Origin of the sequence: Aerococcus urinae (assembly GCF_001543175.1) — a bacterium.
In the GTDB taxonomy this organism is placed as follows: domain Bacteria; phylum Bacillota; class Bacilli; order Lactobacillales; family Aerococcaceae; genus Aerococcus; species Aerococcus urinae.
In genome coordinates this window covers 422,578-445,615 of sequence record NZ_CP014161.1, presented here as the reverse complement: position 1 = coordinate 445,615, position 23,038 = coordinate 422,578, and the positions used below count along the sequence as shown (strand labels likewise).

General features: G+C 44.2%; 20 protein-coding genes. 3 read left to right on the top strand and 17 right to left on the bottom strand.

Annotated elements, in window-relative coordinates; translation table 11 throughout:
* Positions 1 to 14: 14 nt before the first annotated feature.
* The 4 genes from AWM73_RS01995 to AWM73_RS01980 all read right to left on the bottom strand — a co-directional run bounded on the left by AWM73_RS01995 (position 15) and on the right by AWM73_RS01980 (position 4,646).
* The gene (locus AWM73_RS01995; RefSeq protein ID WP_060777854.1) at positions 15 to 1,295 is read right to left on the bottom strand and encodes an FtsW/RodA/SpoVE family cell cycle protein; all 1,281 of its coding nucleotides are present in this window, start codon (positions 1,293 to 1,295) and stop codon (positions 15 to 17) included.
* A gap of 160 nt (positions 1,296 to 1,455) precedes the next feature.
* Positions 1,456 to 3,294: a translational GTPase TypA gene (typA, locus tag AWM73_RS01990; RefSeq protein ID WP_060777853.1), complete on the bottom strand. Its 1,839-nt coding sequence runs from the start codon at positions 3,292 to 3,294 to the stop codon at positions 1,456 to 1,458.
* Between the two features lie 201 nt (positions 3,295 to 3,495).
* The gene (locus tag AWM73_RS01985) at positions 3,496 to 4,290 is read right to left on the bottom strand and encodes an inositol monophosphatase family protein (protein WP_060777852.1); all 795 of its coding nucleotides are present in this window, start codon (positions 4,288 to 4,290) and stop codon (positions 3,496 to 3,498) included.
* 83 nt (positions 4,291 to 4,373) lie between these two features.
* Entirely contained in the window at positions 4,374 to 4,646 is a 273-nt protein-coding gene (locus AWM73_RS01980) for a UPF0223 family protein (RefSeq protein ID WP_060777851.1), read from the bottom strand.
* 805 nt (positions 4,647 to 5,451) lie between these two features.
* Here AWM73_RS01980 and AWM73_RS01975 point away from each other — a divergent pair.
* Complete coding sequence (locus AWM73_RS01975) at positions 5,452 to 6,183, top strand: pseudouridine synthase (RefSeq protein ID WP_060777850.1); 732 nt, start codon at positions 5,452 to 5,454, stop codon at positions 6,181 to 6,183.
* A gap of 99 nt (positions 6,184 to 6,282) precedes the next feature.
* On the opposite strand, the gene AWM73_RS01970 is transcribed toward AWM73_RS01975, so the two are convergent.
* From AWM73_RS01970 to pdhA, 9 genes are all read right to left on the bottom strand, one after another.
* The gene (locus AWM73_RS01970) at positions 6,283 to 6,930 is read right to left on the bottom strand and encodes an amino acid ABC transporter permease (RefSeq protein ID WP_060777849.1); all 648 of its coding nucleotides are present in this window, start codon (positions 6,928 to 6,930) and stop codon (positions 6,283 to 6,285) included.
* A gap of 14 nt (positions 6,931 to 6,944) precedes the next feature.
* Positions 6,945 to 7,586, bottom strand: coding sequence for an amino acid ABC transporter permease (locus tag AWM73_RS01965; RefSeq protein ID WP_060777848.1), 642 nt, complete (start codon positions 7,584 to 7,586; stop codon positions 6,945 to 6,947).
* 1 nt (position 7,587) lies between these two features.
* Positions 7,588 to 8,430 carry a glutamate ABC transporter substrate-binding protein gene (locus AWM73_RS01960; RefSeq protein WP_060777847.1) on the bottom strand — a complete coding sequence of 281 codons (843 nt, stop codon included), beginning with the start codon at positions 8,428 to 8,430 and terminating at the stop codon, positions 7,588 to 7,590.
* Between the two features lie 14 nt (positions 8,431 to 8,444).
* The gene (locus AWM73_RS01955; protein ID WP_269465267.1) at positions 8,445 to 9,179 is read right to left on the bottom strand and encodes an amino acid ABC transporter ATP-binding protein; all 735 of its coding nucleotides are present in this window, start codon (positions 9,177 to 9,179) and stop codon (positions 8,445 to 8,447) included.
* A 276-nt stretch (positions 9,180 to 9,455) separates the two neighbouring features.
* Entirely contained in the window at positions 9,456 to 9,881 is a 426-nt protein-coding gene (locus AWM73_RS01950) for a hypothetical protein (RefSeq protein ID WP_060777846.1), read from the bottom strand.
* Between the two features lie 146 nt (positions 9,882 to 10,027).
* Positions 10,028 to 11,437, bottom strand: coding sequence for a dihydrolipoyl dehydrogenase (gene lpdA, locus AWM73_RS01945; protein ID WP_060777845.1), 1,410 nt, complete (start codon positions 11,435 to 11,437; stop codon positions 10,028 to 10,030).
* Between the two features lie 15 nt (positions 11,438 to 11,452).
* Complete coding sequence (locus tag AWM73_RS01940) at positions 11,453 to 13,078, bottom strand: dihydrolipoyllysine-residue acetyltransferase (protein WP_060777844.1); 1,626 nt, start codon at positions 13,076 to 13,078, stop codon at positions 11,453 to 11,455.
* Between the two features lie 52 nt (positions 13,079 to 13,130).
* Positions 13,131 to 14,117 carry an alpha-ketoacid dehydrogenase subunit beta gene (locus tag AWM73_RS01935; protein WP_060777843.1) on the bottom strand — a complete coding sequence of 329 codons (987 nt, stop codon included), beginning with the start codon at positions 14,115 to 14,117 and terminating at the stop codon, positions 13,131 to 13,133.
* 2 nt (positions 14,118 to 14,119) lie between these two features.
* Entirely contained in the window at positions 14,120 to 15,223 is a 1,104-nt protein-coding gene (pdhA, locus tag AWM73_RS01930) for a pyruvate dehydrogenase (acetyl-transferring) E1 component subunit alpha (protein WP_060777842.1), read from the bottom strand.
* 441 nt (positions 15,224 to 15,664) lie between these two features.
* On the opposite strand from pdhA, the gene def reads away from it, so the two are divergent.
* The gene (gene def / locus AWM73_RS01925) at positions 15,665 to 16,243 is read left to right on the top strand and encodes a peptide deformylase (protein WP_060777841.1); all 579 of its coding nucleotides are present in this window, start codon (positions 15,665 to 15,667) and stop codon (positions 16,241 to 16,243) included.
* A gap of 74 nt (positions 16,244 to 16,317) precedes the next feature.
* On the opposite strand, the gene coaBC is transcribed toward def, so the two are convergent.
* Together coaBC and thrC are read right to left on the bottom strand one after the other, a co-directional pair.
* On the bottom strand, positions 16,318 to 17,556 hold the full coding sequence (coaBC, locus tag AWM73_RS01920) for a bifunctional phosphopantothenoylcysteine decarboxylase/phosphopantothenate--cysteine ligase CoaBC (protein ID WP_060777840.1): 1,239 nt from the start codon (positions 17,554 to 17,556) through the stop codon (positions 16,318 to 16,320).
* A 9-nt stretch (positions 17,557 to 17,565) separates the two neighbouring features.
* The gene (gene thrC, locus AWM73_RS01915) at positions 17,566 to 19,041 is read right to left on the bottom strand and encodes a threonine synthase (RefSeq protein ID WP_060777839.1); all 1,476 of its coding nucleotides are present in this window, start codon (positions 19,039 to 19,041) and stop codon (positions 17,566 to 17,568) included.
* Between the two features lie 289 nt (positions 19,042 to 19,330).
* Between thrC and AWM73_RS01910 the strand changes: the two genes are divergently transcribed.
* On the top strand, positions 19,331 to 19,960 hold the full coding sequence (locus tag AWM73_RS01910; RefSeq protein ID WP_060777838.1) for a 50S ribosomal protein L25: 630 nt from the start codon (positions 19,331 to 19,333) through the stop codon (positions 19,958 to 19,960).
* A gap of 59 nt (positions 19,961 to 20,019) precedes the next feature.
* Here the strand turns inward: AWM73_RS01910 and AWM73_RS01905 are convergent, their stop codons facing one another.
* Both AWM73_RS01905 and AWM73_RS01900 read right to left on the bottom strand, forming a co-directional pair.
* Positions 20,020 to 21,009 carry a YeiH family protein gene (locus AWM73_RS01905; RefSeq protein WP_060777837.1) on the bottom strand — a complete coding sequence of 330 codons (990 nt, stop codon included), beginning with the start codon at positions 21,007 to 21,009 and terminating at the stop codon, positions 20,020 to 20,022.
* A gap of 138 nt (positions 21,010 to 21,147) precedes the next feature.
* A complete protein-coding gene (locus AWM73_RS01900) occupies positions 21,148 to 23,037 on the bottom strand; it encodes an aryl-sulfate sulfotransferase (RefSeq protein ID WP_060777836.1) in 1,890 nt (629 codons plus the stop codon).
* Position 23,038: the final 1 nt, after the last annotated feature.

Sequence of the window (23,038 nt, the reverse complement as noted above, 5' to 3'; positions counted from 1 at the left end):
TATAACACAAGAAATTAAGAAAGCTGTTGAGCAAGCACCATGCGGCGGTTACGGTAGTCAATGGCTAGGGCCAATCCTACCATAATTCCAGTTGTCATGATTGAGGAACCCCCGTAGGAAATAAAGGGGAAGGTAACCCCGGTAATGGGGATAAGACCAGTAATCCCGCCCAGGTTGACAATGGCCTGGCTGAGGAAATAGAAACCCACGCCAATCATGACCAATTGGTAGAAATTATTTTGAATTTTCTTAGCCCGGTAAAAAATATAGAAGGTGAGATAGAAATAAAGGGCCAAGATCACAAAGAGGCCTATAAAGCCGTACTCTTCACCGATGATCGCCATGATAAAGTCGGTATGGGCTTCAGGCAGGTAGCCGGTCTTTTGGATACTGTTCCCCGGTCCTTGCCCCAGTAAGCCCCCCATGGCTAAGGCATAGAAGGAATTAACTAATTGCAGTCCCGAAGTCTTGGCGACTTTGAAGGGATCAGTAAAGGAAATAAAGCGCTGTATCCGGTAGTTGACGTCCCCTGAGCCCGAAAAATCAAAGAGGTTCAAGAGACCAATCACGAGGACATAAGCTAAGGCGCCTAGTCCCAGGGTTCTAAGAGTATACTTACTGGAAATGCCTGAAGCTAAGGTCATGCCCCCTAAGATTAAGCCTAGTAGGAGGACTCCCCCAGTATCTGGGAAAGTGAGGACCAGCCCCAGCCAGAAAAACAAGGCCAAAGGAAGGACCAGGTTGGCCTTCACCGTCTTAAAGAAGCCCTTATTCAAGATCGCCAGACGGTGGCGGTCTAGATAATCGGCCCAGAGCAGAATCATCACGGGCTTAAGAAACTCGACCGGTTGAATCGAAATCGGCCCCAAAATAATCCAGCCCTTGGCCCCATTAATGGCTGGCATCAGGAAGCGCACCACCAAGAGGAGGACCGTCATCACTAGGAGCAAGCCACTTCTGAACTTAGGTTTTCTGAAGTAATCAGGCTTAAAACGATAAGTCACCAAGCCAACAACTGTCCCAATGAAGGCAAAAACAACCTGGCGGACAATATAAGTGGTGGCCGATTCATAGCCAGTTTCCTGGAGAGACCGGTAGCTTGAAGCCGAAAAGACCCCAATCAGACCGAGCACTAGCAAGAGAAAACTAGGAATCAGAATATGCTGGTTTAAACCCCAGGAAAAGTTTTGAAAAATCGGATGGGAAAACTTGGCTTTTTTTCTGGCTTTTTTACTTTTTTTATTGGATTTTGCTTGGCTAGCCTTGCCTTGACTAGCTGAATGAATCAATCGCATCAAAACGCTCCTCATTGATTATATTCTATAAATTAAAGATTACATGCTGACCTATTTTTCAATTATAGCATAGCCCTAAGGAAAAATAATGAGTCTAAAAGAAAAAGGCCAAGACAAAAGTCTCAACCTTTATTCGACTAGTCCACTTCAATCAGCATCCTTAGTCATTTTTCTTTTTACGTTTATTGTAACGGGCCCGTTCGCTCTTGTTTAAGATTTGTTTACGGAGACGCACATTTTCTGGAGTCACTTCACAGTATTCATCGTCATCCATAAATTCAAGCGATTGTTCCAGGTTTAGGATCCGCGGTGCCTTGATGGTAGCGGTTTGGTCCTTGGTTGCTGAACGGACGTTAGTTAAGTTCTTAGAACGAACAATATTCACGTCAATGTCCGCTTCACGGGCATTTTCTCCGACAATCATGCCTTCATAGACTTCAGTCCCTGGTTCAACAAAGATGGTCCCGCGGTCTTCAACCTGCATGATCCCATAAGTGGTAGCCTTACCAGTTTCGGTAGAAACTAAGGCCCCATTACGCCGGCCACCAATTTCTTCCTTAATGACAGCTTGGTATTGTTCAAAGGTATGGTTTAAGATCCCGTAACCATGGGTCATTTGCACAAATTCAGTAGAGTAACCAATCATTCCCCGGGAAGGCACTAAGTACTCTAAACGCGCGGTTCCCCGTCCAGTGTTTTCCATATTACGCATGGTCCCGTGACGTTCATTTAAGGACTGAATCACAGCTCCTTGGTATTCTTCTGGGGTATCGATTTGTACTGCTTCAAAAGGTTCACATTCTACCCCATCGATTACCTTGCGGATAACTTTAGGCCGTGAAACTTGAAGTTCGAAGCCTTCACGACGCATGTTTTCAATCAAGATAGAAAGGTGGAGTTCCCCACGACCAGAAACGACCCATTGGTCTGGTTGGTCGGTATCTTCAACCCGTAAGGAAACATCGGTGTGAAGTTCATATTTCAAGCGTTCTTCAATCTTACGTGCGGTCACCTTATCCCCTTCACGACCAGCAAATGGTGAGTCATTGGTTAAGAAGGTCATTTGTAGGGTAGGTTCGTCAATGTGTAAGGCTGGTAGGGTTTCTTGAACTTCAGTATCGGTCACGGTTTCACCCACGTAGATATCTTCCATCCCGGAAACGGCAATGATGTCGCCGGCCTTGGCTTCATCAATTTCAATCCGGTCTAAACCGAGATAACCGAATAATTTAGTGACCCGGAAGTTCTTTTGACTACCGTCTAACTTGTTTAAGGTCACGGTATCGCCTACTCGAATGGTTCCACGGAAGACCCGGCCCACTCCGATACGACCTACATAGTCATTATAATCGAGCATGCAGACTTGGAATTGGAGGGGTTCATCTTCATTATCTTCTGGGGCAGGAATATTTTCCAGAATACTATCAAAGAGCGGATCCATGGTCTTTTCTTGTTTTTGGGGATCTGGAGCTAGACTTGAAGTCCCGTTCACAGCTGAAGCATAAACCACTGGGAATTCAATTTGGCTCTCATCAGCTCCCAGTTCGATGAAGAGGTCTAAGACTTCATCAACCACTTCTAAGGGACGGGCTGCGGGTTTATCGATTTTATTCACCACGACCACAGCTGGTTTACCCGCTTCAAAGGCCTTTTGTAGGACGAAACGGGTTTGGGGCATGGTGCCTTCAAAGGCGTCAACCACTAAAACTACGCCATCCACCATGGTCATAATCCGTTCAACTTCCCCACCGAAGTCGGCGTGGCCGGGAGTGTCCATAATGTTAATCCGGGTGCCCTTGTAGTTCACCGCGGTGTTCTTGGCTAAGATAGTAATTCCGCGTTCACGTTCAATCGCATTGGAATCCATGGCACGGTCAGCCAGCTGGGTACGCTCATCCAGTGTATCTGATTCTTCTAAGAGTTGGTTCACCAACGTTGTCTTCCCGTGGTCAACGTGAGCAATAATTGCGACGTTACGAATATCATTGCGATTTCCCATTATTTTAATTCCTCCAAACAAAATAATAATGAACTTGTTTTGATTTTCTGTTAATGCTTTTGGTTTTTACAGACGACTCATTGTAACACTCATCTGCCTAAAATCCTAGTTTTTTTATCAACTAGGAAAAAACAGCATTTCTCAACCTGACTGCGGTCAAGTAAAAGCATAGTTAGCAGCCCCTGGACAAGAGAGACTCGCCTAATCACCTTCTTGTACTGAACGGTCATAGAGGTCACGGAAGGTCTGATAGGCACTAGGATAGGCAATCACAGAAGCATTGGCCTGCATGAGGTTAAGCGCTTGGCCATCGAGCTGGGTCAGTTTCAAAGGACTTTCATTGACCAGGGCCACCCCTGCCGCTAAATCCCAGGGCTTGAGGGCTAAGGCGGCATATAGAGACAATTCCCCTTTTAGGACATTGAGAATTTCCAAACCCGCACTGCCGTTGTAGCGAATCCCTAGGGACTGACTAACCAGGTCTTTAGCATGGTAGCGGTCATCGAGTAAGATTTGTCGGTTAAGGGCGATCAAACTCTCACTAATGGCTAAATCGTCATAAGGGACCTGGTAGGCTTGACCATTACGTTGTATTCCTTGGCCCTTGACGGCTGAAAAATAATCGTCGTTCATCACGTCATAGATGGCGCCAAGTTGGACATCCCCGTCCAAGGCAAAGGCCACCATAATAGCAAAGTGATTATGCTGGCAGACAAAATTTGTGGTCCCATCAATAGGATCAATGATCCAGACTGGCCCTTGCAAGTTATCAATCTGACCTTGCCCGCCCTCCTCACCTAAGATCTTATCATTAGGAAAGTGGGTCTTAATCTGACTGCGGATAAATTTTTCGGTCGATTGATCGAGATTAGTCACTAGGTCTTTAGGGTTGGACTTGGTTTTAACGATCAAGGGATTCTTCAAACCTTCATGGATCTGATCAGCAGCTTGGTAAACCCACTGTCTCACCAATTGGGCACGTTTATTTAAATCCAAAAGATTACCTCCTTTAATATAGATAGTTTCCATTTAATCCTGTCCTACACTTCTTTATGCTAGACTTAAAAGAGTGAAAAACTTTAGGGCATTTTTATTGTTTTACTGGATTCTTGCTGGGCTTTCTTCACAGTAGGATAGAGCTCATAGCCAGACGCTTGGGCAAATTCCTTGGCTAATTGTTTTTCTTCCATCTTACTTGGTATAATTTTCTTAAAGCCCTTGTACTTGTCGAGAAACTCCTGGCGGTCAATACCGTCTTCATAAGCCGCCTCCAAGGCAACCCATAAAGCAATCACATCAGCAATCTCTTGACTAGAACATTCAAAGGGAAAGGGATAAGAATAAGCTTTCATGTTTATTTCCTCTCTTAATATTAACTATATTTATTATAGCAAACAAAAACAGCTAATAAAGCAATAGAGTGCGACAGTCACACCAAAGGACGAAAACACTGGAGAAAACTGTCATAAGCTAAGCTATAAGGATGTGGGGGTGCCGTCAGAGACTTGAATCGCTACGCATACTATATCTGTACGTCGCTTTGCTTCCTACAGCTACAGCAACTGGAGGAAAATACCATAAGCACAGCAAGTCTGTGCGTTGGAATTTTCTGAAGTGACTTCAAGTCTGGCAACCAAACTCAACTAGCCTGAGCGTTGGCAGTTTTTGAAATGGACGTTCGTCCTGTGACTGGAGCAGGTTTGAATAGGATGTGAGGAAGGATCAGTGAGGGAGATTCCTTGGAAGAAAAGTTGAAAAGATCGGCTTGCTGATCGTTCAACTTTTCTGAAAGGACATCCCCTCACCCTTCCGAACTCAACTGTAAGGATGTGAGGACGCCGTCAAAGACTTGAATCGCTGGAGGAAAATACCATAAGCACAGGGAGCTGTGCGTTGGGATTTTCTGAAGTGACTTCAAGTCTGGCGTCCGAACTCAACTTGAGAGTGCGACAAGCGCACCAGAAGGCAAGACCACTGGAAGAAAATGGCGTAAGAATTCTCAAAGAGAATTTGTCGTCATTTTCTGAAGTGGACGCTTGCCTTGCGCTTGGAGTACGTTTGGATAGAGTGTGACAAGCGCACCAAAGAGCAAACATTCCTATAAAAAAGTCCAAAACTCAATTCCAGCCATAAAGTCATTGATAAAGGAGCATCACGATGCGTTTAGATAAATTCATTGCCAATTTTACCCTCTATAGCCGTAAAGAAGTCAAAAAATTAATCAGGGCCAAACGGATTACGGTGAACGATTCCATTGCCAGCCGGCCAGAAATGCAGGTTGACGAAGAGGCCGATACCATTAGTCTGGACGGTCAATGGATCGGCTATGAACCTTACATTTATTATCTGCTCAATAAACCGCAAAATTGTCTGTCCACTACCCGACCTGGTCCCACAGCGATTGTGACGGATTTTCTCCCCGCTAATGAAGTTGAGATTTACCAACCTTTTCCCGTGGGGCGCTTAGATAAGGATACCGAGGGCCTCCTCCTGCTTACTAATGACGGTGACTTCGCCCATGACCTCCTCTCGCCCAAGAAATTAGTCAGCAAGGAGTACTATGCTGAGATTGAAGGTATTGTGACTGAAGAGGATGTCAAAGCTTTCGCTAAAGGGTTAACTATCGACCAAGGCGACCACTGTGCCCCTAGTCAGCTAGACATCTTAGCCACTGATCCAGCCAAGAACCGGTCGGAAATCACCGTGACCTTGACAGAGGGCAAGTATCACCAGGTCAAGCGCATGTTTCAAGCGGTCGGAAAAGAGGTTATCTACCTGCAACGCTTTCGAATCGGTTCGCTTTACCTGCCTGAAGAACTTGAGCTCGGACAGACCTTTAAACTCCTCCCTGAGGAAGCCCAATTAGCTTTAAAAAATGAGACGAAGTAAATCAATCTATCCATATCAAATAAAAAACTCCTCATTACCGCCCTGGCTCTAAATCAACAGAGTCCTTAAGCAAGCATTGAGGAGTTTTTATTTGTCATTTTATCCGGCAAATTTCAACCGCTTAGCTAGGCGTGACAGGAGGAAGCAGGTGATCCAATAGAGAAAGGTCATGGCCACAAAAATTGGAATCACATAAGAGGTCTCCTGCCCATAGATAATCCGGGCATTATGGGTCAGCTCTGGTAAGGAAATCACCGTTGCTAAGCTGGTGTCCTTAATGAGAGCAATCAGCTGACTGACAATGGAAGGTAGCATGGACCGGATCGCTTGGGGTAGGATAATTAAAATAATCACCTGCCCACGGGTGAAGCCAGTTGAAAGCCCCGCCTCCATTTGCCCCTTAGGTACGGCATTCATCCCACCACGAATGATTTCTGAAATCATGCACGACTCAAAGATGGTCATCGCTGCCACCGCTGCCCAAAAGATATTCAAGCGCAGGCCGATTTGTGGTAAGGCAAAGTAAGTAAAAAATATAATTAAGAGCAAGGGTAAATTACGGATGGTATCCACCACTAAGCCTACTCCCTTGGCTACAAAAGGGAGCTTGAGGTAGCGAATGACTCCTAAGAACGTCCCTAGGAGTAAACTCAAAAGGATGGTTATCCCGGTAACTTTTAAAGTGACCCATAGGCCTTCTAAGAGAAAAGAAATATTTACCCAAGAAAAAGCATCAGAAAAATTCATGATCATCATCCCTCCTAGTTAGTCAAGCGCCGTTCTAGATACTGCATCAAGGCAGTCAGTGGTATGGTTAACACTAAGTAGAACAAAGCCACTAAGATATAAGAATCAAAGGTATTAAAGGTTTCGCTAGCAATCAAATCCCCAAAATACATCAAGTCTAGCCCAGCAACCATAGCCAAGATACTCGAGTTCTTCACTAGGTTAATGAACTGGTTGCCTAATGGGGGGATCACAATGCGAACGGCTTGGGGGAAGATAATATAGACCATGGTCTCAGTCGCGGTGAAACCTTGAGATAGTCCCGCCTCCATTTGTCCATGGGGAACGGCTTCAATCCCCGACCTCACCACATCAGCAATAAAAGCCGAGGTATAGATAGTGAGGCCGATTAAACCAGCAGTAAAGCCATTTAATTTCACCCAGTATAAAGGCACCACCACGTAGAAGAACATTACAATGATTAACAAGGGAATATTGCGGAAAAATTCCACATAGATATCTCCCAGCATCCGTAGGCCCTTATGATGGCTGGTTTGCATAATTCCCACCAAGCTCCCGATGACTAGGGAGAAGACTAAGGCTAAGACACTGACCATGATGGTATTCTTAAAGCCTAGGAACAGTTCACTGGAATAGTTATTCAATAATTGAAACATTTTACTCCCCCTCCTTCACGTCATTAGCAATAGACGCTTCTTGGGCCTGGTCATTAAACCACTTCTTGAAAATGGCTTGGTAGCTGCCGTCAGCAACCATGTCTTTTAAAGCCTGGTTGATGGCTTGACGGAAGTCATCTTGGCCTTTATTGACCGCAATCCCATAAGGCTCCCGGGTAAAGGTAGATCCCGCAATATGGTAGTCAGGATTTTCCTTACTGATCCCCAAAAGAATAGCATTATCAGTGGTCATGGCTTGGCCTTGACCAGATTTCAGAGCAGTGAAGGCTTCCGAATAATTTTCTAATTCCAAGACCCTGGCTTCTGGGGCGTGTTCTTTAATTCTTTGTGCTGAAGTAGACCCCTTAACCGCGAGAACCGTATGGTCAGGCCCCAAGTCCTCTACCCCCTTAAGCTTGGCATCTGGTCCTACTAAGAGGGCTTGCCCGGCATTAAAATAAATATCAGAAAAATCAACCTGTTTTTTCCGCTCTTCGGAAATAGTCATCGTGGCAATAATAGCGTCGATATTGGCATTTTTGAGTAATGGAATCCGGGTTTTGGAGGTCACTTCGACAAATTCTGCCTGAGCATTGGGGCCAGCGATCCGCTTAGTCAGTTCCTTAGCGATATCAATATCAAAGCCCTCAACTTCCCCTTTTTCTATGTTGTAAAAGCCGAATAAATTGGTATCCACCTTGACTCCCCAACGAATCTTAGGGGATTGATCTGTTTGCAAGCGGTCCATAATATTTTTCTCACTCACAGATTTCCCACAGGCACTGAGCAAACACAAGAGGCCTGTCAGGGCGAGGAGCAAGAGCTTTTTACATGGATTTTTCATGGTAAGCCCTCCTTTTATAAACCTTCAAGGGAGGAGATAAAGTCACGCGCCCGTCGTGATTTCGGTTGACTAAAGAATTCTTCACTCGGACGATCTTCGACAATTTCACCCGCCTCCATGAAGATAGTTCGGGTTGAGACATGACGGGCAAAGCGCATTTCGTGGGTAACAACCACCATGGTCATTTGGTCACGTTGGGCAATGCTTTGCATAACTTCTAAGACTTCGCCGACCATTTCTGGGTCCAGGGCTGAAGTGGGTTCATCGAAAAGCAAGACCTTAGGCTTCATAGCTAAGCCCCGGGCAATAGCGACCCTTTGCTTTTGACCACCAGAGAGTTGGCTTGGATAAGAATCCCGCTTGTCCCACATATTTACGCGCTTGAGTAGACGCTCTGCGCGCTCATAGGCCTCCTCTTTAGTCTTTCCAATCACCTTAATTGGCGCCAAGGTCACATTCTCCATGACAGTCATATGCGGATACAATTCAAAGTGTTGGAAGACCATACCAAAGTCACGGCGAATTTGGCGGATGTTGGTTTTAGGATCAGCAATATCTTCGCCATCACAAAAGAGATGACCACTAGAAATTTCTTCCAGGCCATTAATACAACGCAAGAGGGTCGACTTTCCTGACCCAGATGGCCCAATCAAGGTGACCACCTCCCCTTCAGCAATGCTAAGGTTAATATCTTTTAGGGCATGAAAATCACCGTAATACTTTTCCACATCTTTAAATTCAATGATCATTTTTCTCACTCCAATCTTGCGATAATCGAATATGTTATATTTTCTAACATATTTGTTATGGTTGTTTATATTTTACGTATTTACTTCTGAATTGTCAAACTATTTTACATAGAAATTTAAGGGTTCTTTATTATTTATTAATAAAATAAGTTATTAGCTAATTATTTCCATAAACCCGATGTTTATGTGTTACTTTTTTTAACAATTTCAAACTAAAAAAGAGTGTAAAAAAAGACCGCATGTTAGCTTGCGGTCTTCTCAATGAAGTCTAATCCTTTAATCTTTAAACAGCTTTGATTCTTTGACTAAGATCCTCAATACCTGTTGGCCGGCCATAATAATCTCATAGAGGGGGCGCACATCTTCCGATACCCGACCTAAAGTTCTTAAATAAATTTCTCCATCGCCAGCTAAGCATAGGTGGAAATAACCTGTGTGAACTCGGTTGAGCCGGTTAATTTCATCTAAGGCCTCACCCCGTTGGTTATAGTCCTTCACATAGGCTAGCTTACTGTAGGTAATTTGATAATCCACCGCCGGGTCTTCCTTACCGTCGATAATGATGGCTACAGGGATGACCTCCCTATCCGGCAGCTGCATTCCCATCCGGAAGAGCTTCTGTCCACCGTCCAGGTTAGATTCTTCAACCGGAACGCCTCCTTTTAAGGCATAGCCCTTAAATTTTTCAGTAATTTTACTCATAACGACACTCCATCCTAGTCTTTTTCCTTAGTATGGCTAAGAAATTCCTAAAGTGCAAGTCATAGATCATTTGTCAGTAGCATTTTTGACCAAAAACAAAAAGCCCTTGCCAAAGCAAGAGCCTCTTGTCCTGTCATATTATATTCTTACATATGGATTGGCATGCCGAGAACGCCTTCTGCTGTATCCATTAAGCTTTCCCCGAGGGATGGGTGGCCATGGATAGTGAGGGCAATATCTTCAGCGTTCATGCCTGCTTCAATAGCTAGGCCTGCTTCAGCCATCACGTCTGAAGCACCAACGCCGACCATTTGAGCACCAACGATCACCTTGTCATCCTTAGTAGCAACTAAGCGAACGAAACCTTCTTTTTGGTTTAATGACAAAGCCCGTCCATTCCCAGCTAATGGGAACTTGGTTGCTTTCACGTCAAGCCCTTGATCTTTAGCTTCTTTTTCGGTTAAACCGTAAGAAGCAATTTCAGGGTCAGTGAAGGCTACGGAAGGCATTACCTTGTAGTCCACTGCAGCGGCTTTACCAGAAATGGCTTCCGCAGCAATTTTACCTTCGTAGGACGCTTTGTGGGCTAAAGCAGCACCAGGAACGACGTCACCAATTGCGAAGATATTCTTCACGCTGGTCCGTCCTTGGTTATCCACTTCGATTAAGCCACGGTCATTCTTCTTAACACCTAGGGCTTCTAAGCCAAGATCTTCAGTGTTAGGACGACGACCAACAGAAACTAAGACATAATCCGCTTCAATTTCGTTAGCCTTGCCGTCAATTTCATATTTAACGGTGACAGAGTCCCCGTTGTCGACAGCTTCCTTGGCCATAGCGTTAACATGGATATCCATGCCTTTAGCTTTCATGCCTTTTTCGACAACCTTAACCATATCTTTTTCAAAGTTAGGTAAGATTTGAGGAGAACCTTCTAAGATGGTGACTTGGCTACCGAGGTTAGCATAAGCTGAACCCAGTTCGGCACCAATGACCCCACCACCGATAACAACGAGTTTCTTAGGCACTTCTTTTAAGTTTAAGGCACCTGTGGAGTCAATGACACGGCCACCAAACTTAAAGCCTTTGATTTCAATTGGATGAGAACCTGTCGCAATGATTGCGTGTTTGTAGCTATAGAGTTGGTGTTCATCACCTTCACCCATCACGGTTAATTCACGTTCATTGTTGAAGAAAGCTTCCCCGCGGATAATTTCCACTTTATTTTTCTTCAATAGCATTTCTACCCCACTAGTTAGGGTTTTAACCACACTATTGTCTTTCCATTCTTGTGTTTTGGTGAAATCTAAGCTAGCTTTTGAATCCACACCAAAGACTTCTAAACCGCCATTGGCCTCGTGGTAAGCATGTCCAGCTTGGATTAAAGCCTTGGAAGGAATACAGCCAACGTTTAAGCAGACACCACCAATATATTCACGTTCAATAATGGCTACTTTTTGTCCCATTTGGGCTGCGCGGATCGCCGCAACGTATCCGCCAGGTCCAGCCCCAACAACGACTGTATCCAGTTCAATTGCCATTGCACCTACAACCATTTACTAACTACCTCCTTAAGATTCCATTAATAATAATTCAGGATCGCTAAGCAGACGACCAACTTCGTTCAAGGCTTTTTGTCCTGTTGCGCCGTCGACGATACGGTGGTCGAAGGTTAATGAAAGTTTCAATACTCGACCAACTGCTAATTCACCATTGTCGTCAACTACAGGTTGTTGCACAATTGCACCAAAGCCTAAAATGGCAACTTCTGGGTAGTTAAGAATTGGGGTGAAGTATTCCCCGCCAACTGAACCAATGTTAGAAATTGAAACAGTACCGTCTGACATATCAGCAGCCTTCAATTTTCCTTCATGGGCCTTGGCAGCTTTATCATTAATTTCATCGGCAATATCAAACATGGATTTGCGGTCTGCATTATGAACTACAGGAACGTATAATCCTTGATCAGTATCAGTAGCAATACCAATGTTGTAATATTTCTTCAATAAGAATTCTTGAGCATCATCATCAACTGAAGCGTTGAGCATTGGGTATTTCTTAACTGCAGCAATTAAAGCTTTCACTGCATATGGTAAGAAGGTTAACTTGGTATCACGTTCAGCAGCAATACCCTTGAATTTCTTACGGTGATCCCATAGTTTGGATACTTCGACATCCTTGAACAAGGTCACTTGAGGAGCAGTGTATTTAGAGGTTTCCATGGATTTAGCGATCGCTTTACGCATTGGAGTCATCTTAACGTGTTCTACATCGCCGTCTTCATGGCTTTCCTTCTTAGGTGCAGCCTTCTTAGCAGGTTCTTCGCTGGCTTTAGCACTTGTTGCTTCAGCAGCTGGAGCACTTGCGGTTGCAGCTTGTCCGTCAAAGTTATCAATGTCTTCTTTGAGAACACGGCCATTCTTACCGGTACCTGCAACTTGAGAAATATCAACGCCTTGTTCACGCGCATATTGACGTACGGAAGGCATTGCTAATACGCGTTTGTTTGGATCAGCGGTTTGTGGTACGCCACCGTTACCATTAGCTGCACCGGTTGCACCTTCATTGCCTTCGTCAGCTTTTTCAAGTTGAGCTGGAGAAGCTGGAGTTGAAGATGGTGCTGAGCCTTCGCTGTTATGTTCTGGTGAGTCGATTTCAGCAAGAACGTCACCCACATTGGCTACTTCGCCGGCAGGCACAATGATGTTCTTAATGGTACCAGCCACTGGAGCGTAAACTTCTTCTACGGATTTGTCATTTTGAATTTCAACAACCGCAGTATCTTCAGTGACTTCGTCGCCTTCACTGACTAGCCATTCAGCGATCTCACCTTCGGCCATTCCTTCACCAACATCTGGTAGGCGGAATTGGTAATATCCAGTGCTTGCATTCGCTGAAGGAGCTGAGGCTTCTTCACTAGCTGGTGCTTCAGAAGCTGCATTATCACTTTCTGGTAGGCCTTCACCTGAGAAGTCAATCAAAGGTTCACCAACGATAGCTACGTCACCTTCTTCAACGTATAGTTTTTCAATTTTACCGCTTACAGGTGAAGCGATTTCTTCAACAGATTTATCATTTTGGATTTCAACAAGAACATCTTCTTCTTGAACAGAGTCTCCGACTCCAACGTGCCAGCTAACAACTTCGCCTTCGCTCATGCCTTCACCGACGTCTGGCATATTAAAAGTATATGTCATCTTTTTTCATCATCCCTTCTTAGCTTAAGTGATTCAATAGGATTACTTATTTCTAGAAATTAACTGTGTTCTTAACTGCTTCTTTGATGTCATCAGCATTTGGCAACCAGTCATTTTCTGCTAAACCAAATGGGTAAACTGTATCAGGAGCTGATACGAATTCAATTGGTGATTCTAGAGAAAGAATGAAACGTTGAGAAATTTCAGCGATCACATTGTTACCTGCACCAGCTTCACGTTGAGCTTCTTGTACCATGACAACACGGCCGGTTTTTTCAACAGATTTACCAATGGTTTCATAGTCAACTGGTGAAATCGTCCGTAAGTCAATGACTTCAACAGAAATATTTTCTTTTTCTAATTCTTCCGCAGCCTTAAGCGCTTCACGAACCATGTAACCGTAAGCGATCACAGTGACGTCAGAACCTTCACGTGCCACATTGGCTACGCCTAGAGGAATGGTATATTCTTCTTCAGGAACTTCTTCACGGAATGAGCGGTATAACTTCATGTGTTCAAGGAATAAGACTGGGTCATTGTCACGAATGGCTGAAGCAAGTAAACCTTTAGCTTCATAAGGACTTGATGGAACAACCACTTTCATCCCTGGGGTTTGAACAAAAATACCTTCTACTGAGTCCGCGTGCATTTCAGGTGTATGAACCCCACCACCAAATGGTGAACGCACGGTAATTGGGAAGTTACGGGTTGCTCCATAACGGAAGCGGTAACGTGACATTTGTCCAGCTAAGGAGTCCATCACTTCAAATACGAAAGCGAAGAATTGGATTTCCATGATAGGACGGAAACCTTGGAGACAAAGTCCGATTGCCATACCACCAATACCTGATTCAGATAGAGGCGTATCACTTACACGGTCTTCACCATATTTATCATATAAACCTTTAGAAGCACGGAACACACCACCGTTTTTACCTACGTCTTCACCGAAAAGTAAAATTTTATCGTCACGAGCCATTTCTTGGTCTAACGTTGCAGTGATGGCTTCTACCATTGTTTTTCCAGTTCTCTTGGCCATCCTTATTCACTCTCCTTCGCTTCATATTTTTCAATTTGTTCTTTAATGTTTTGTCCTGGTTCTTCGAACATGTTCTTCAAGAAGTCAGAAACTTTTTGCTTAGGCGCAGCTTCAGCTTTCTTGATGGCTGCTTGAACTTCTTCTTTAACGCTTTCGACATAGTCGCTTTCAGTTTGTTCGTCCCATAAACCTTTTTCTTCTAGATATGCACGGAAACGAATCAGTGGTTCACGACTGGTCCAGCTTTGGATATCTTCATCGGTACGATAAATCTTAGGATCGTCACCGGAAGTGGAGTGAGCGCCGAGGCGGTTGGTAATGGTTTCAATTAAGACTGGTCCGTTACCTGCTGCAGCCCATTCACGTGCTTGTTTAGCAACTGCATAAACTGCTAAGGCATCGTTACCGTCCACTTGAACACCTGGCATACCAGCTGCAACGGCTTTTTGTGCTAAGGATTTAGCCGCTGATTGTTTTTGACGTGGGGTGGAAATCGCAAAACCATTGTTTTGAATGAAGAAAACAATTGGTGCTTTATAGCGACCAGCATAGTTCCAAGCTTCATATGAGTCCCCTTGACTTGAACCACCATCACCGGTGTAGGTGTAGGTGACATTCTTAGAGCCATTTAGTTTTTGACCAACAGCATTACCCATACCTTGGATAAGTTGAGCCCCAATAATAATTTGTGGAGGCATTGCATGGAAGTCTTCTGGATAATTATTTCCTTCGACGTGTCCACGAGACCAATGGAAGGCCTTGTCTACTGGTAATCCCTTAGCCACTAATTGTGGAATATCACGGTAACCTGGGAATAGCCAGTCATCTTGTTCAAAGGCATAGGAGCTAGCCATTTGGGAAGCTTCTTGTCCATAAGTTGGCGCATAGAAACCTAAACGTCCTTGGCGAGCAAGTGCCATTGAGCGTTCGTGTAAGGTTCTTGAAAAGACCATCCGTTTCATTATTTCTACAAGTTGGTCGTCAGTTAAATCTGGCATAATGTCAGGGTTAACGACTTTCCCTTCCTCGTCTAGTATACGAACCATTTGGAACTGTTCGTCAATACCAGCAAGTTGTGCTTGATAATCTACTGGTTGTTTTGCCATCTGTACACATTCCTTTCTGTAAAGAAAATATTTTGCCATGCCTTGGCATTGGCTTATTCACCCTTCACTTCACTAATTTATCATGGAAAGGAAGCGAATTCAAACAATTGAGGCCCAAATCCTAACTTTCTATATTAGAACAGTTGCTTTATTTGTGTAAACGTTAACATGTACGCCCTGATTGCTTTCCTAAAAGTCTGGCTAAAGTACTTATATAAAGCCATTTTCAAAAATAATACAGGTGTTTGCAACTGTTATAACACTGTTATAGTTCGATCAGGAAAGCGCTTACCTTGTGAAAATTTTATTAATTAAGGGATACATTTATTGTTCTGATTCGATGATTTATGGCCTTAAAAAACGGCGAGATCCTTTTGACTTATTTGCTGTAATTTGAGAAAATGAATTAAAATATAAGATAATTAATGGAGGATAAGCTGTATGTACTTAATGGATGACATAACCCGTGATGGTAATCCAGTTTTACACCGTGAAGCAGACACCATCACTTTTCCCTTAAATGAAACGCAAAAACAAGCCGCTCACGATATGATGGAATACCTGTATAATAGTCAAGATGAAGAAAAGGGCCCTGAACTTGGTCTCCGCGCTGGTGTTGGTCTCGCCGCCCCTCAAGTAGGCATCGGCGAAAAGATGATTGCCCTTTTGGTTCCTAATATCGAAGATCCTGATTCCGATGAAGAGATTATCTTAGAAGGGGTTATGGTCAATCCAAAGATCATTAGTCATTCCGTAGAAAAAGTCTGCCTCAGAGAGGGCGAAGGCTGCCTCTCAGTCGATGATGACGTGTCCGGCTATGTGCCCCGCTACGCTCGAATCACCATCACTTACGATGATTTAGAAGGCAATCACTTTAAGAAACGTTTCAAGGGCTATCCTGCTATCGTCTTGCAACACGAAATCGACCACCTCGACGGTCACCTCTACTATGAAAGAATTAATAAAAACGATCCCTACTCCTTAGGTGAGCACACCTATCTTTTAGGTGACGAGTTTTAAGCCTTGATCCCCTGATCAAGAAAAAAAGGACCTAGCTAGCAGCCATTTCCTGGCTTAGAGCTAAGTCCTTTTTCTTATGGATTCAATTCTTGAGCAATTTGAGCAAAAATTCCAGCAGCAATCATCATTTTATCGGCTTGAGGTAAGGTTTTTGCCCCCTTTTGACTGATGATGGTGACGGCATTGTCTTCACTAGAGAAACCGATAGCTTGTTGACTCACGTCATTAGCTACAATCATATCGATGCCCTTGGCAGCTAATTTCTTCTTGGCATAGTCGAGCACGTGGTTGGTTTCAGCGGCAAAGCCTACCAAGAAAGTCCCTTCCTGGGAAAGGCTCTTGAGAATATCAGGATTCTCTACCAGGTTAATTTGCAAGTGGTCCTGGTCAGTGTCTTTATTTTTCTTGATCTTCTCGGGGCTAGGCGTCTCGACCCGATAGTCTGAAACCGCTGCCGCCATGATAATGATATCACTAGCCTCGTTCAGTTCGTGCATGACTTGGTAGAGCTGGCGAGCGTCTTTGACCTGACGGGTTTGAATGGCAGGGAGATGGGGCAAATCTCGGGCCGTTGGGGTCATCACTAAAGTGACTTCGGCTCCTAAGAGTAAAGCCACATGGGCTAAGGCCAAGCCCATTTTCCCTGAGGAATGGTTACCAATAAAGCGTACGGGATCAATAGCTTCTTGAGTACCTCCAGCGGATACGGCGATCTTCTTCCCTTTAAAGGGGCTGGTCTTAAGGATATTCTTTACTTGACCATTGAAGGCCTTGTCCAAAGCCACTAAAGCTTTAATTGCTTGCAAGACCTCAATGGGTTCAGGCATCCTCCCTTTCCCTTCATAGCCTTCCGCCAAAAAGCCACTAGCCGGTTCGATAACAATATCTCCGCCTTTTCTTATGTTGTTAACATTATTAACCGTAGCCAGATTTTCCCACATTTTACTATTCATGGCTGGAACAAAAATCCGCGGACAATCCATGGCTAATAAGGTAGCAGTTGCCTCATTATCCCCTAAACCCAAGCTCGCCTTGGCTAGGGTGTTAGCGGTAGCTGGGAGGACAACCACCAGGTCAGCCCAGTCAGCTAAATGAATGTGACCGATACTTTCAGGATAATCTCCCTGGTCAGTTAGGACGGGGTACTTGGTTAAGACCTCGAAAGTAAAGGGGCGGACAAATTGTTCAGCTGCCTCAGTCATCACTACCCTGACTTCAGCGCCGGACTTGATCAATAGACGCACAAAGTCTGGCGCCTTGTAAGCAGCAATTCCACCGGTCACGATCACAACGATTTGTTTATTTTCTAACACCTTAATCTCCTATCCTTTGGCAATCTCTCTTACCACTGTTTCCATTTCCTCCACTTCAATTACCCGTTCAGGCCGGCTGTCCGCTTCAAGGATGGCTTGGATTGCTTGGGGATAGTCCAAACCATTGGCCGCTTGCACTGCCTCTAAGAGTTCTAAGTCACTTAAATGACTGTCGCCCTTATCGATTGATTCCAAAACGGCAGCGGGGAATTTAAAGGGACTGGCGGTCGATACCACAATACTTTCCCCCGCTAACTGGTCCTTCACCTTGCCTAGGCAGGCGGAAGCCACGGCCGTATGGGGATCCATGAGGTAGTGGTCCTCTTGGTAAACGCGCTTAATTTCTGCTCTAGTTTCAGCTTCATCACTATAGGCTCCAATAAAGCTATCAAAGGCCGCTTGCACTTCTTGACCTAATTGGTAGTGACCTTCATCCTGTAATGCAGCCATCAAGTCTTTGACCGCTTGACTATCCTGACCCACGGCGTAATACAAGAGCCGTTCCAGGTTACTGGAGACCAAAATATCCATCGAAGGAGAGATGGTCAATTTAAAAGGACGACGGCGGTCATAAGTCCCGCTATTGAAGAAGTCATAGAGGACGGTATTGTCGTTTGAGGCACAGACTAAGCGGTCAATCGGTAGGCCCATTTGCTTAGCATAGTAGCCAGCCAATATATTTCCAAAATTCCCGGTTGGCACCGTAAAGTTGACCAAGTCCCCTGCTTGAATCGCGCCCTGTTTCAGTAATTGCCCATAGGCATAGAAATAGTAAACCACTTGAGGGAACAAGCGACCGATATTCATGGAATTAGCAGAAGAAAATTGGCTATGGTTGGCTTGAAGTTCCGCTGCTAAGTCCTTATCATTGAAAAGCTCCTTGACCTTACTTTGAGCGTCATCAAAGTTTCCTTTGACCCCAAAGACATAGGTGTTGTCTCCTTTTTGGGTCAGCATTTGTTTTTCCTGAATGCTGGAAACCCCGCCCTTAGGATAGAAGACAATGATCTTAGTCCCAGTCACGTCTTCAAAACCAGCCATAGCGGCCTTACCGGTGTCTCCTGAAGTCGCGGTTAAAATGATAATTTCTTCATCGCGACCCAAGACTTTTTGGGCAGCCTTCATTAAGTGAGGGAGTAAGGATAAGGCCATGTCCTTAAAGGCAATCGTCGGCCCATGGAAAAGTTCCAAGAGATAATGATCGGATAAACCAACTACCGGTGCAATGCGGTCATCATCAAATTTTTCATCATAGGCGGCTTGGATACAGGTCTGTAAAATGTCCTCAGGAAAATCATCAAAATAGAGGCTTAAAATTTGAAAGGCTAGTTCCTGGTAGGACAACTTGCTCATCGTCTCCCAATCCCCTTGATAATGAGGAATCGATTTAGGAACATAAAGCCCCCCATCAGGCGCTAGGCCTTGCAAAATTGCCTCTGTTGACCGAACAGAAAGCTGACTATTTCTCGTACTGGTGTATAACATGGATAACCTCCTAGGTAAGCAGATATTATTGCCGTTATTTTACCATACTTAGGCCTTGAGTTGGTCCACTAGGGATTAAAAACTAGAAGTCCTTCTTTTATTCTCTAGACAAGCAAAAAGCGAATTACAAGAAATATTTTTCAAAAACACTACAACTCTTGGCCTTTTTATGGTTAAATAGAAATTGAAAAACTATGGATTCTTGATCTATTATGGCCCTTTGTGCTATAATTGAGTAGTTTTTAGGAATTCAAAGAATTCATAAAAGTAATAATCAGGAGGTAGAATGATGAAATTTGTAGCAAAAACGCGTGATGCTGCAGGAACATCCGCTTCAAAGGCTTTACGCCGTGAAGACTTAGTTCCAGGTGTCGTGTATGCTAGTGACCTAGACCCTATCAAAATTTCAATGGAACGCCCAGACGTGGAAAAAATTGAACGTGACTTAGGGACTAACTCAGTTTTCGAATTAGAAATTGAAGGACAAGGAAGCCGTACCGTTTTCTTACGTGAAATTTCTCGCGCAGCTATTAAGCCAATCGTTTATAACATTAGCTTACAAGCAATCAAGAAAGGTGAAAAACTTGAGGTTAACGTTCCTGTATCTATCGTTGGCGAAGAGAAGCTAGCTAACCCTGCTGGTGTGGCAGCCATCAACGTCTACGAAGTTACCCTACGTATTGACCCTGCTAAAGCGCCAGAATACTTCACTGTGGATGTTAGCGGCTTAGACATTAATGACAGCGTTACTGCCGGCGAAGTTAAATTCGAAGGTATGGAAGAAGCTGAATTAATTACCGACCCAGAAGAAGTTATCGTATCAGTCAGCGCTCCAGATGACGAACCTGAAGAAGATGCAGAACCAGCTGTAGCCGCTGAACCTGAAGTAATCGGCGAAAAAGATTCTGACGCAGAATAACCACTTCATACAAAAACGCAAGCCCGAATGGACTTGCGTTTTTCTTTTACTCTATTTGACTAGAAGAACATTTTAGCCGCAACAAAGACAAGGGCAAAGAGAGCTACTGAGCCGGCGAAGCAAACTGCAAAGACTTTTTGTCCCTTTTCAAAGACCACTTTAAAGTTCACATTTACCCCTAAAGCAGCCATTGCCATCCCTAAGAGAATATAGGCTAAGTCAACTAAGTGACCCACAATAGCTTCTGATAGACCAGCGTAGGTCCCAATGGCCGAAGAAATAATGAAACCTAACATGAACCATGGCCATTGAATCTTGGCATGACTATTGCCATCACTCCGACGACTAGCAATATAAGAGAAAATCAAGGAAACCGGCGCTAGCATTAATACCCGTGACAACTTAACAATCACGGCAATATTTTCTGAAGCAGCTCCACCCGCGGCCCCAGCAGCGACAGCATGGGCGATCTCATGTAATGAGCCACCAGCTAGGACTCCAAACTGAACATCGGTTAAACCCATGATTGGCCGTAAGAGTACCATAATCAAGGTAAAGATGGTCCCTAGAATAGCGACTACGGCAACAGAAATAACCTCATCGTCCTCATCGGTTTCAATAATGGGTGATAGACCAAGGACAGCAGCTGCCCCACAGATCCCACACCCTGAAGCTGATAAGAGGGATAATTTACGTTCAATCCCTGCAGCCTTAGCCAGGCTATAAATTAGCCCAATCGTGAAGGCGATGACCACAATAGCTAGGGTAATGGTCTTGACACCGTGTTGAGCCAGCACTTCCAGGTTGAGGCGGAAGCCCATCAAGATAATCCCTAAACGTAAGAACTTGTTAGAGATAAAGCCTGATCCCCCCTTGGCGATCCCCTTTAATTGACCAGATGCTTGTAAAACCATCCCAATAATTAAGGCAATCACTAAGTGACCAATTAAGGATAAGCCAGGGAAGCCTGATAGCCATTTAGCGAATAATGATACTAATAATAACAGAATAAATGAGAGCCAAAAGCTCTTCTTTTTTAAAATGTCCATATCTTCCTCCTTAAAATAATAAAAGCACCTCAGAAGTCGCTTCTTATAACGGAAAAGGCTTCCGAGGTAGCTATTTTATTAGACCATAGTTTGGTTAATTTGTCCAAATTTTTTTAAAGAAATTTAAAATGTCTTTCTTTAACCCTTAATGGTTAGGCCAGTATCATATTTCTTGTCATCGATGATTAATTTGACCTTGTAATCTCCCTTATCAAAGCCGTATTTGGTGACCACAGTACGGGTTTCGCGGTCATCCTTAGGTAGGAAGGTTCCGGCACACATAGCTCCGCGATGCCCCTTAGCGGTTGAAATGAAGTAACGACGGGTATCTTCTTCGCCTTCAAGGACTAACATGACCAATTGGCCTTTTTCAAACATGGCTTCAAAGGTAAACATATCTTCTTCATCGGTTAGACGAACGTCAACCTTTTCAGGAACGGGTTCATTGACTTCTTCAGCTGGGATGTCATAGTCCATTTGCGCGGTTTCACCTAAGTAACCGAGAACACGTCCAGCGCCTAATTGTAAGTCATATTCCCCACCCTTCTTAGAATATAATGGGAATTTCTCAGCCCGGTAGTAGTTAGAACGCACGCTTAATTCATATTCCTTAACGCCATGGTTCCACTCAACGGTAATGGATTCTAATTTAGCATCAGGATCTTCTTGCATAGCAAATGGCCCTAATTCTTTAGATGGATTACCTTGGCCGTCATAAGCAATACCGCCGGAATGAATGAGGTAGTGGTCTTCATTATAGTAAACCACATTACAGATATATGGTGAGAAGAATTCGTAACCACGTTCTTTACCATATTGCCAGACTTGTTCAATTTCCATGGTTTCGGTATCGATCTTGTAACGGACCCCACGTGAATAGGATTCTTCTGGTGTTAAGTACTTGTCTGGATCTTGAGCCCCGTAGTGGTGGTTGTCAAAGCACATCACGTCGCCATCAGGAGTAATCAAGTTAGCGTGTTGTTCATATTGCCAGTCAAATTCTCCATCACCCACTGGAGTGAAGAGATATTTATGATATTCTTCTGGCCAGCCATCGGGATCAGAAATAATCCAGTTAATTTCTTCGGTATCGAAGTCAATATTCACCATAGCATTCACATGACGACCAGATAAGGTTAAGGAGTTGGTATGTTTGTCATACCAGACAGCATTGTTATGGAACCAGTCTTCTTCTGACCAGGAACCAGATTTTTGAGCGCCAGGTTTTAAGAAGTCAATATAGTTAATGGTCCGTTTAACCACCCCGGTATCCTTATCCACTACCACTAATTGGTCTTCTACGGTGCTATTTTCATGGTTACAGGTTAGGGCAATGATATCGCCATTTGGTAAGACACAACAGTCGTGGTGGAAACCAGTAGGTACCCGGTATTCGGTATAAATCTTACCTACTGCTGAGAATTCATACATCCCACTCATAAAGTAAGGCATAGAGGTCAAACGGTCACTGGACATGAGCAAGTGGCCATTGTCTAGCACCTTAACGTCCCAGACCATAGGCACATCTAATTTCAAACGCACGTCACCCGCATAGTCTACCGCAATGGCTAAGGCATAGTTAGCTGGGCAGAGGAACATAATGTTGTCTTGCATGTACTCAGGGGTGGTTTCAATCGAGTTGACTAGGTCGGTACCTTCCACTTGGCCCACTGGAATAGTTACGGTATGTTTCTTGGAAGGAGTTTGGTAAGGATAGATTTCCACCTTGTTTTCATATTCAGGGTAAAGTCCCACAATCGGAAGTACATGTTCAGTACCTACTGGGAAGGTTTGGAAGATGTCGGCTTCTTCAGTCTTACCTAGGACGCGAACAGTAATGGCTGTAGGTTCTTCGGTCTTAAAGAGGACCACTGCGGATAAAGGGTTAATGAGGTAGGCATTGTATTTCACTAAAGGATTGTCAAGAGTATAGTCTCCCAAGTGAAACTCCTCTAACATGGCTTCTTCAGCTTTTCTTTGCTTTTCAATCAAGTGTTCTTTATAGGTATAAGTTGCAGTTTCTGTCATG

What these genes read in the sequence shown, in the direction of transcription:
- typA (WP_060777853.1), bottom strand. Translation starts at nt 3,294, where the DNA reads ATGGGAAATCGCAATGATATTCGTAACGTCGCAATTATTGCTCACGTT.
- AWM73_RS01955 (WP_269465267.1), bottom strand. Translation starts at nt 9,179, where the DNA reads ATGATCATTGAATTTAAAGATGTGGAAAAGTATTACGGTGATTTTCAT.
- AWM73_RS01965 (WP_060777848.1), bottom strand. Translation starts at nt 7,586, where the DNA reads ATGTTTCAATTATTGAATAACTATTCCAGTGAACTGTTCCTAGGCTTT.
- AWM73_RS01960 (WP_060777847.1), bottom strand. Translation starts at nt 8,430, where the DNA reads ATGAAAAATCCATGTAAAAAGCTCTTGCTCCTCGCCCTGACAGGCCTC.
- pdhA (WP_060777842.1), bottom strand. Translation starts at nt 15,223, where the DNA reads ATGGCAAAACAACCAGTAGATTATCAAGCACAACTTGCTGGTATTGAC.
- AWM73_RS01910 (WP_060777838.1), top strand. Translation starts at nt 19,331, where the DNA reads ATGAAATTTGTAGCAAAAACGCGTGATGCTGCAGGAACATCCGCTTCA.
- AWM73_RS01995 (WP_060777854.1), bottom strand. Translation starts at nt 1,295, where the DNA reads ATGCGATTGATTCATTCAGCTAGTCAAGGCAAGGCTAGCCAAGCAAAA.
- AWM73_RS01905 (WP_060777837.1), bottom strand. Translation starts at nt 21,009, where the DNA reads ATGGACATTTTAAAAAAGAAGAGCTTTTGGCTCTCATTTATTCTGTTA.
- AWM73_RS01935 (WP_060777843.1), bottom strand. Translation starts at nt 14,117, where the DNA reads ATGGCCAAGAGAACTGGAAAAACAATGGTAGAAGCCATCACTGCAACG.
- AWM73_RS01980 (WP_060777851.1), bottom strand. Translation starts at nt 4,646, where the DNA reads ATGAAAGCTTATTCTTATCCCTTTCCCTTTGAATGTTCTAGTCAAGAG.
- AWM73_RS01900 (WP_060777836.1), bottom strand. Translation starts at nt 23,037, where the DNA reads ATGACAGAAACTGCAACTTATACCTATAAAGAACACTTGATTGAAAAG.
- thrC (WP_060777839.1), bottom strand. Translation starts at nt 19,041, where the DNA reads ATGTTATACACCAGTACGAGAAATAGTCAGCTTTCTGTTCGGTCAACA.
- lpdA (WP_060777845.1), bottom strand. Translation starts at nt 11,437, where the DNA reads ATGGTTGTAGGTGCAATGGCAATTGAACTGGATACAGTCGTTGTTGGG.
- AWM73_RS01950 (WP_060777846.1), bottom strand. Translation starts at nt 9,881, where the DNA reads ATGAGTAAAATTACTGAAAAATTTAAGGGCTATGCCTTAAAAGGAGGC.
- AWM73_RS01970 (WP_060777849.1), bottom strand. Translation starts at nt 6,930, where the DNA reads ATGAATTTTTCTGATGCTTTTTCTTGGGTAAATATTTCTTTTCTCTTA.
- def (WP_060777841.1), top strand. Translation starts at nt 15,665, where the DNA reads ATGTACTTAATGGATGACATAACCCGTGATGGTAATCCAGTTTTACAC.
- AWM73_RS01940 (WP_060777844.1), bottom strand. Translation starts at nt 13,078, where the DNA reads ATGACATATACTTTTAATATGCCAGACGTCGGTGAAGGCATGAGCGAA.
- AWM73_RS01975 (WP_060777850.1), top strand. Translation starts at nt 5,452, where the DNA reads ATGCGTTTAGATAAATTCATTGCCAATTTTACCCTCTATAGCCGTAAA.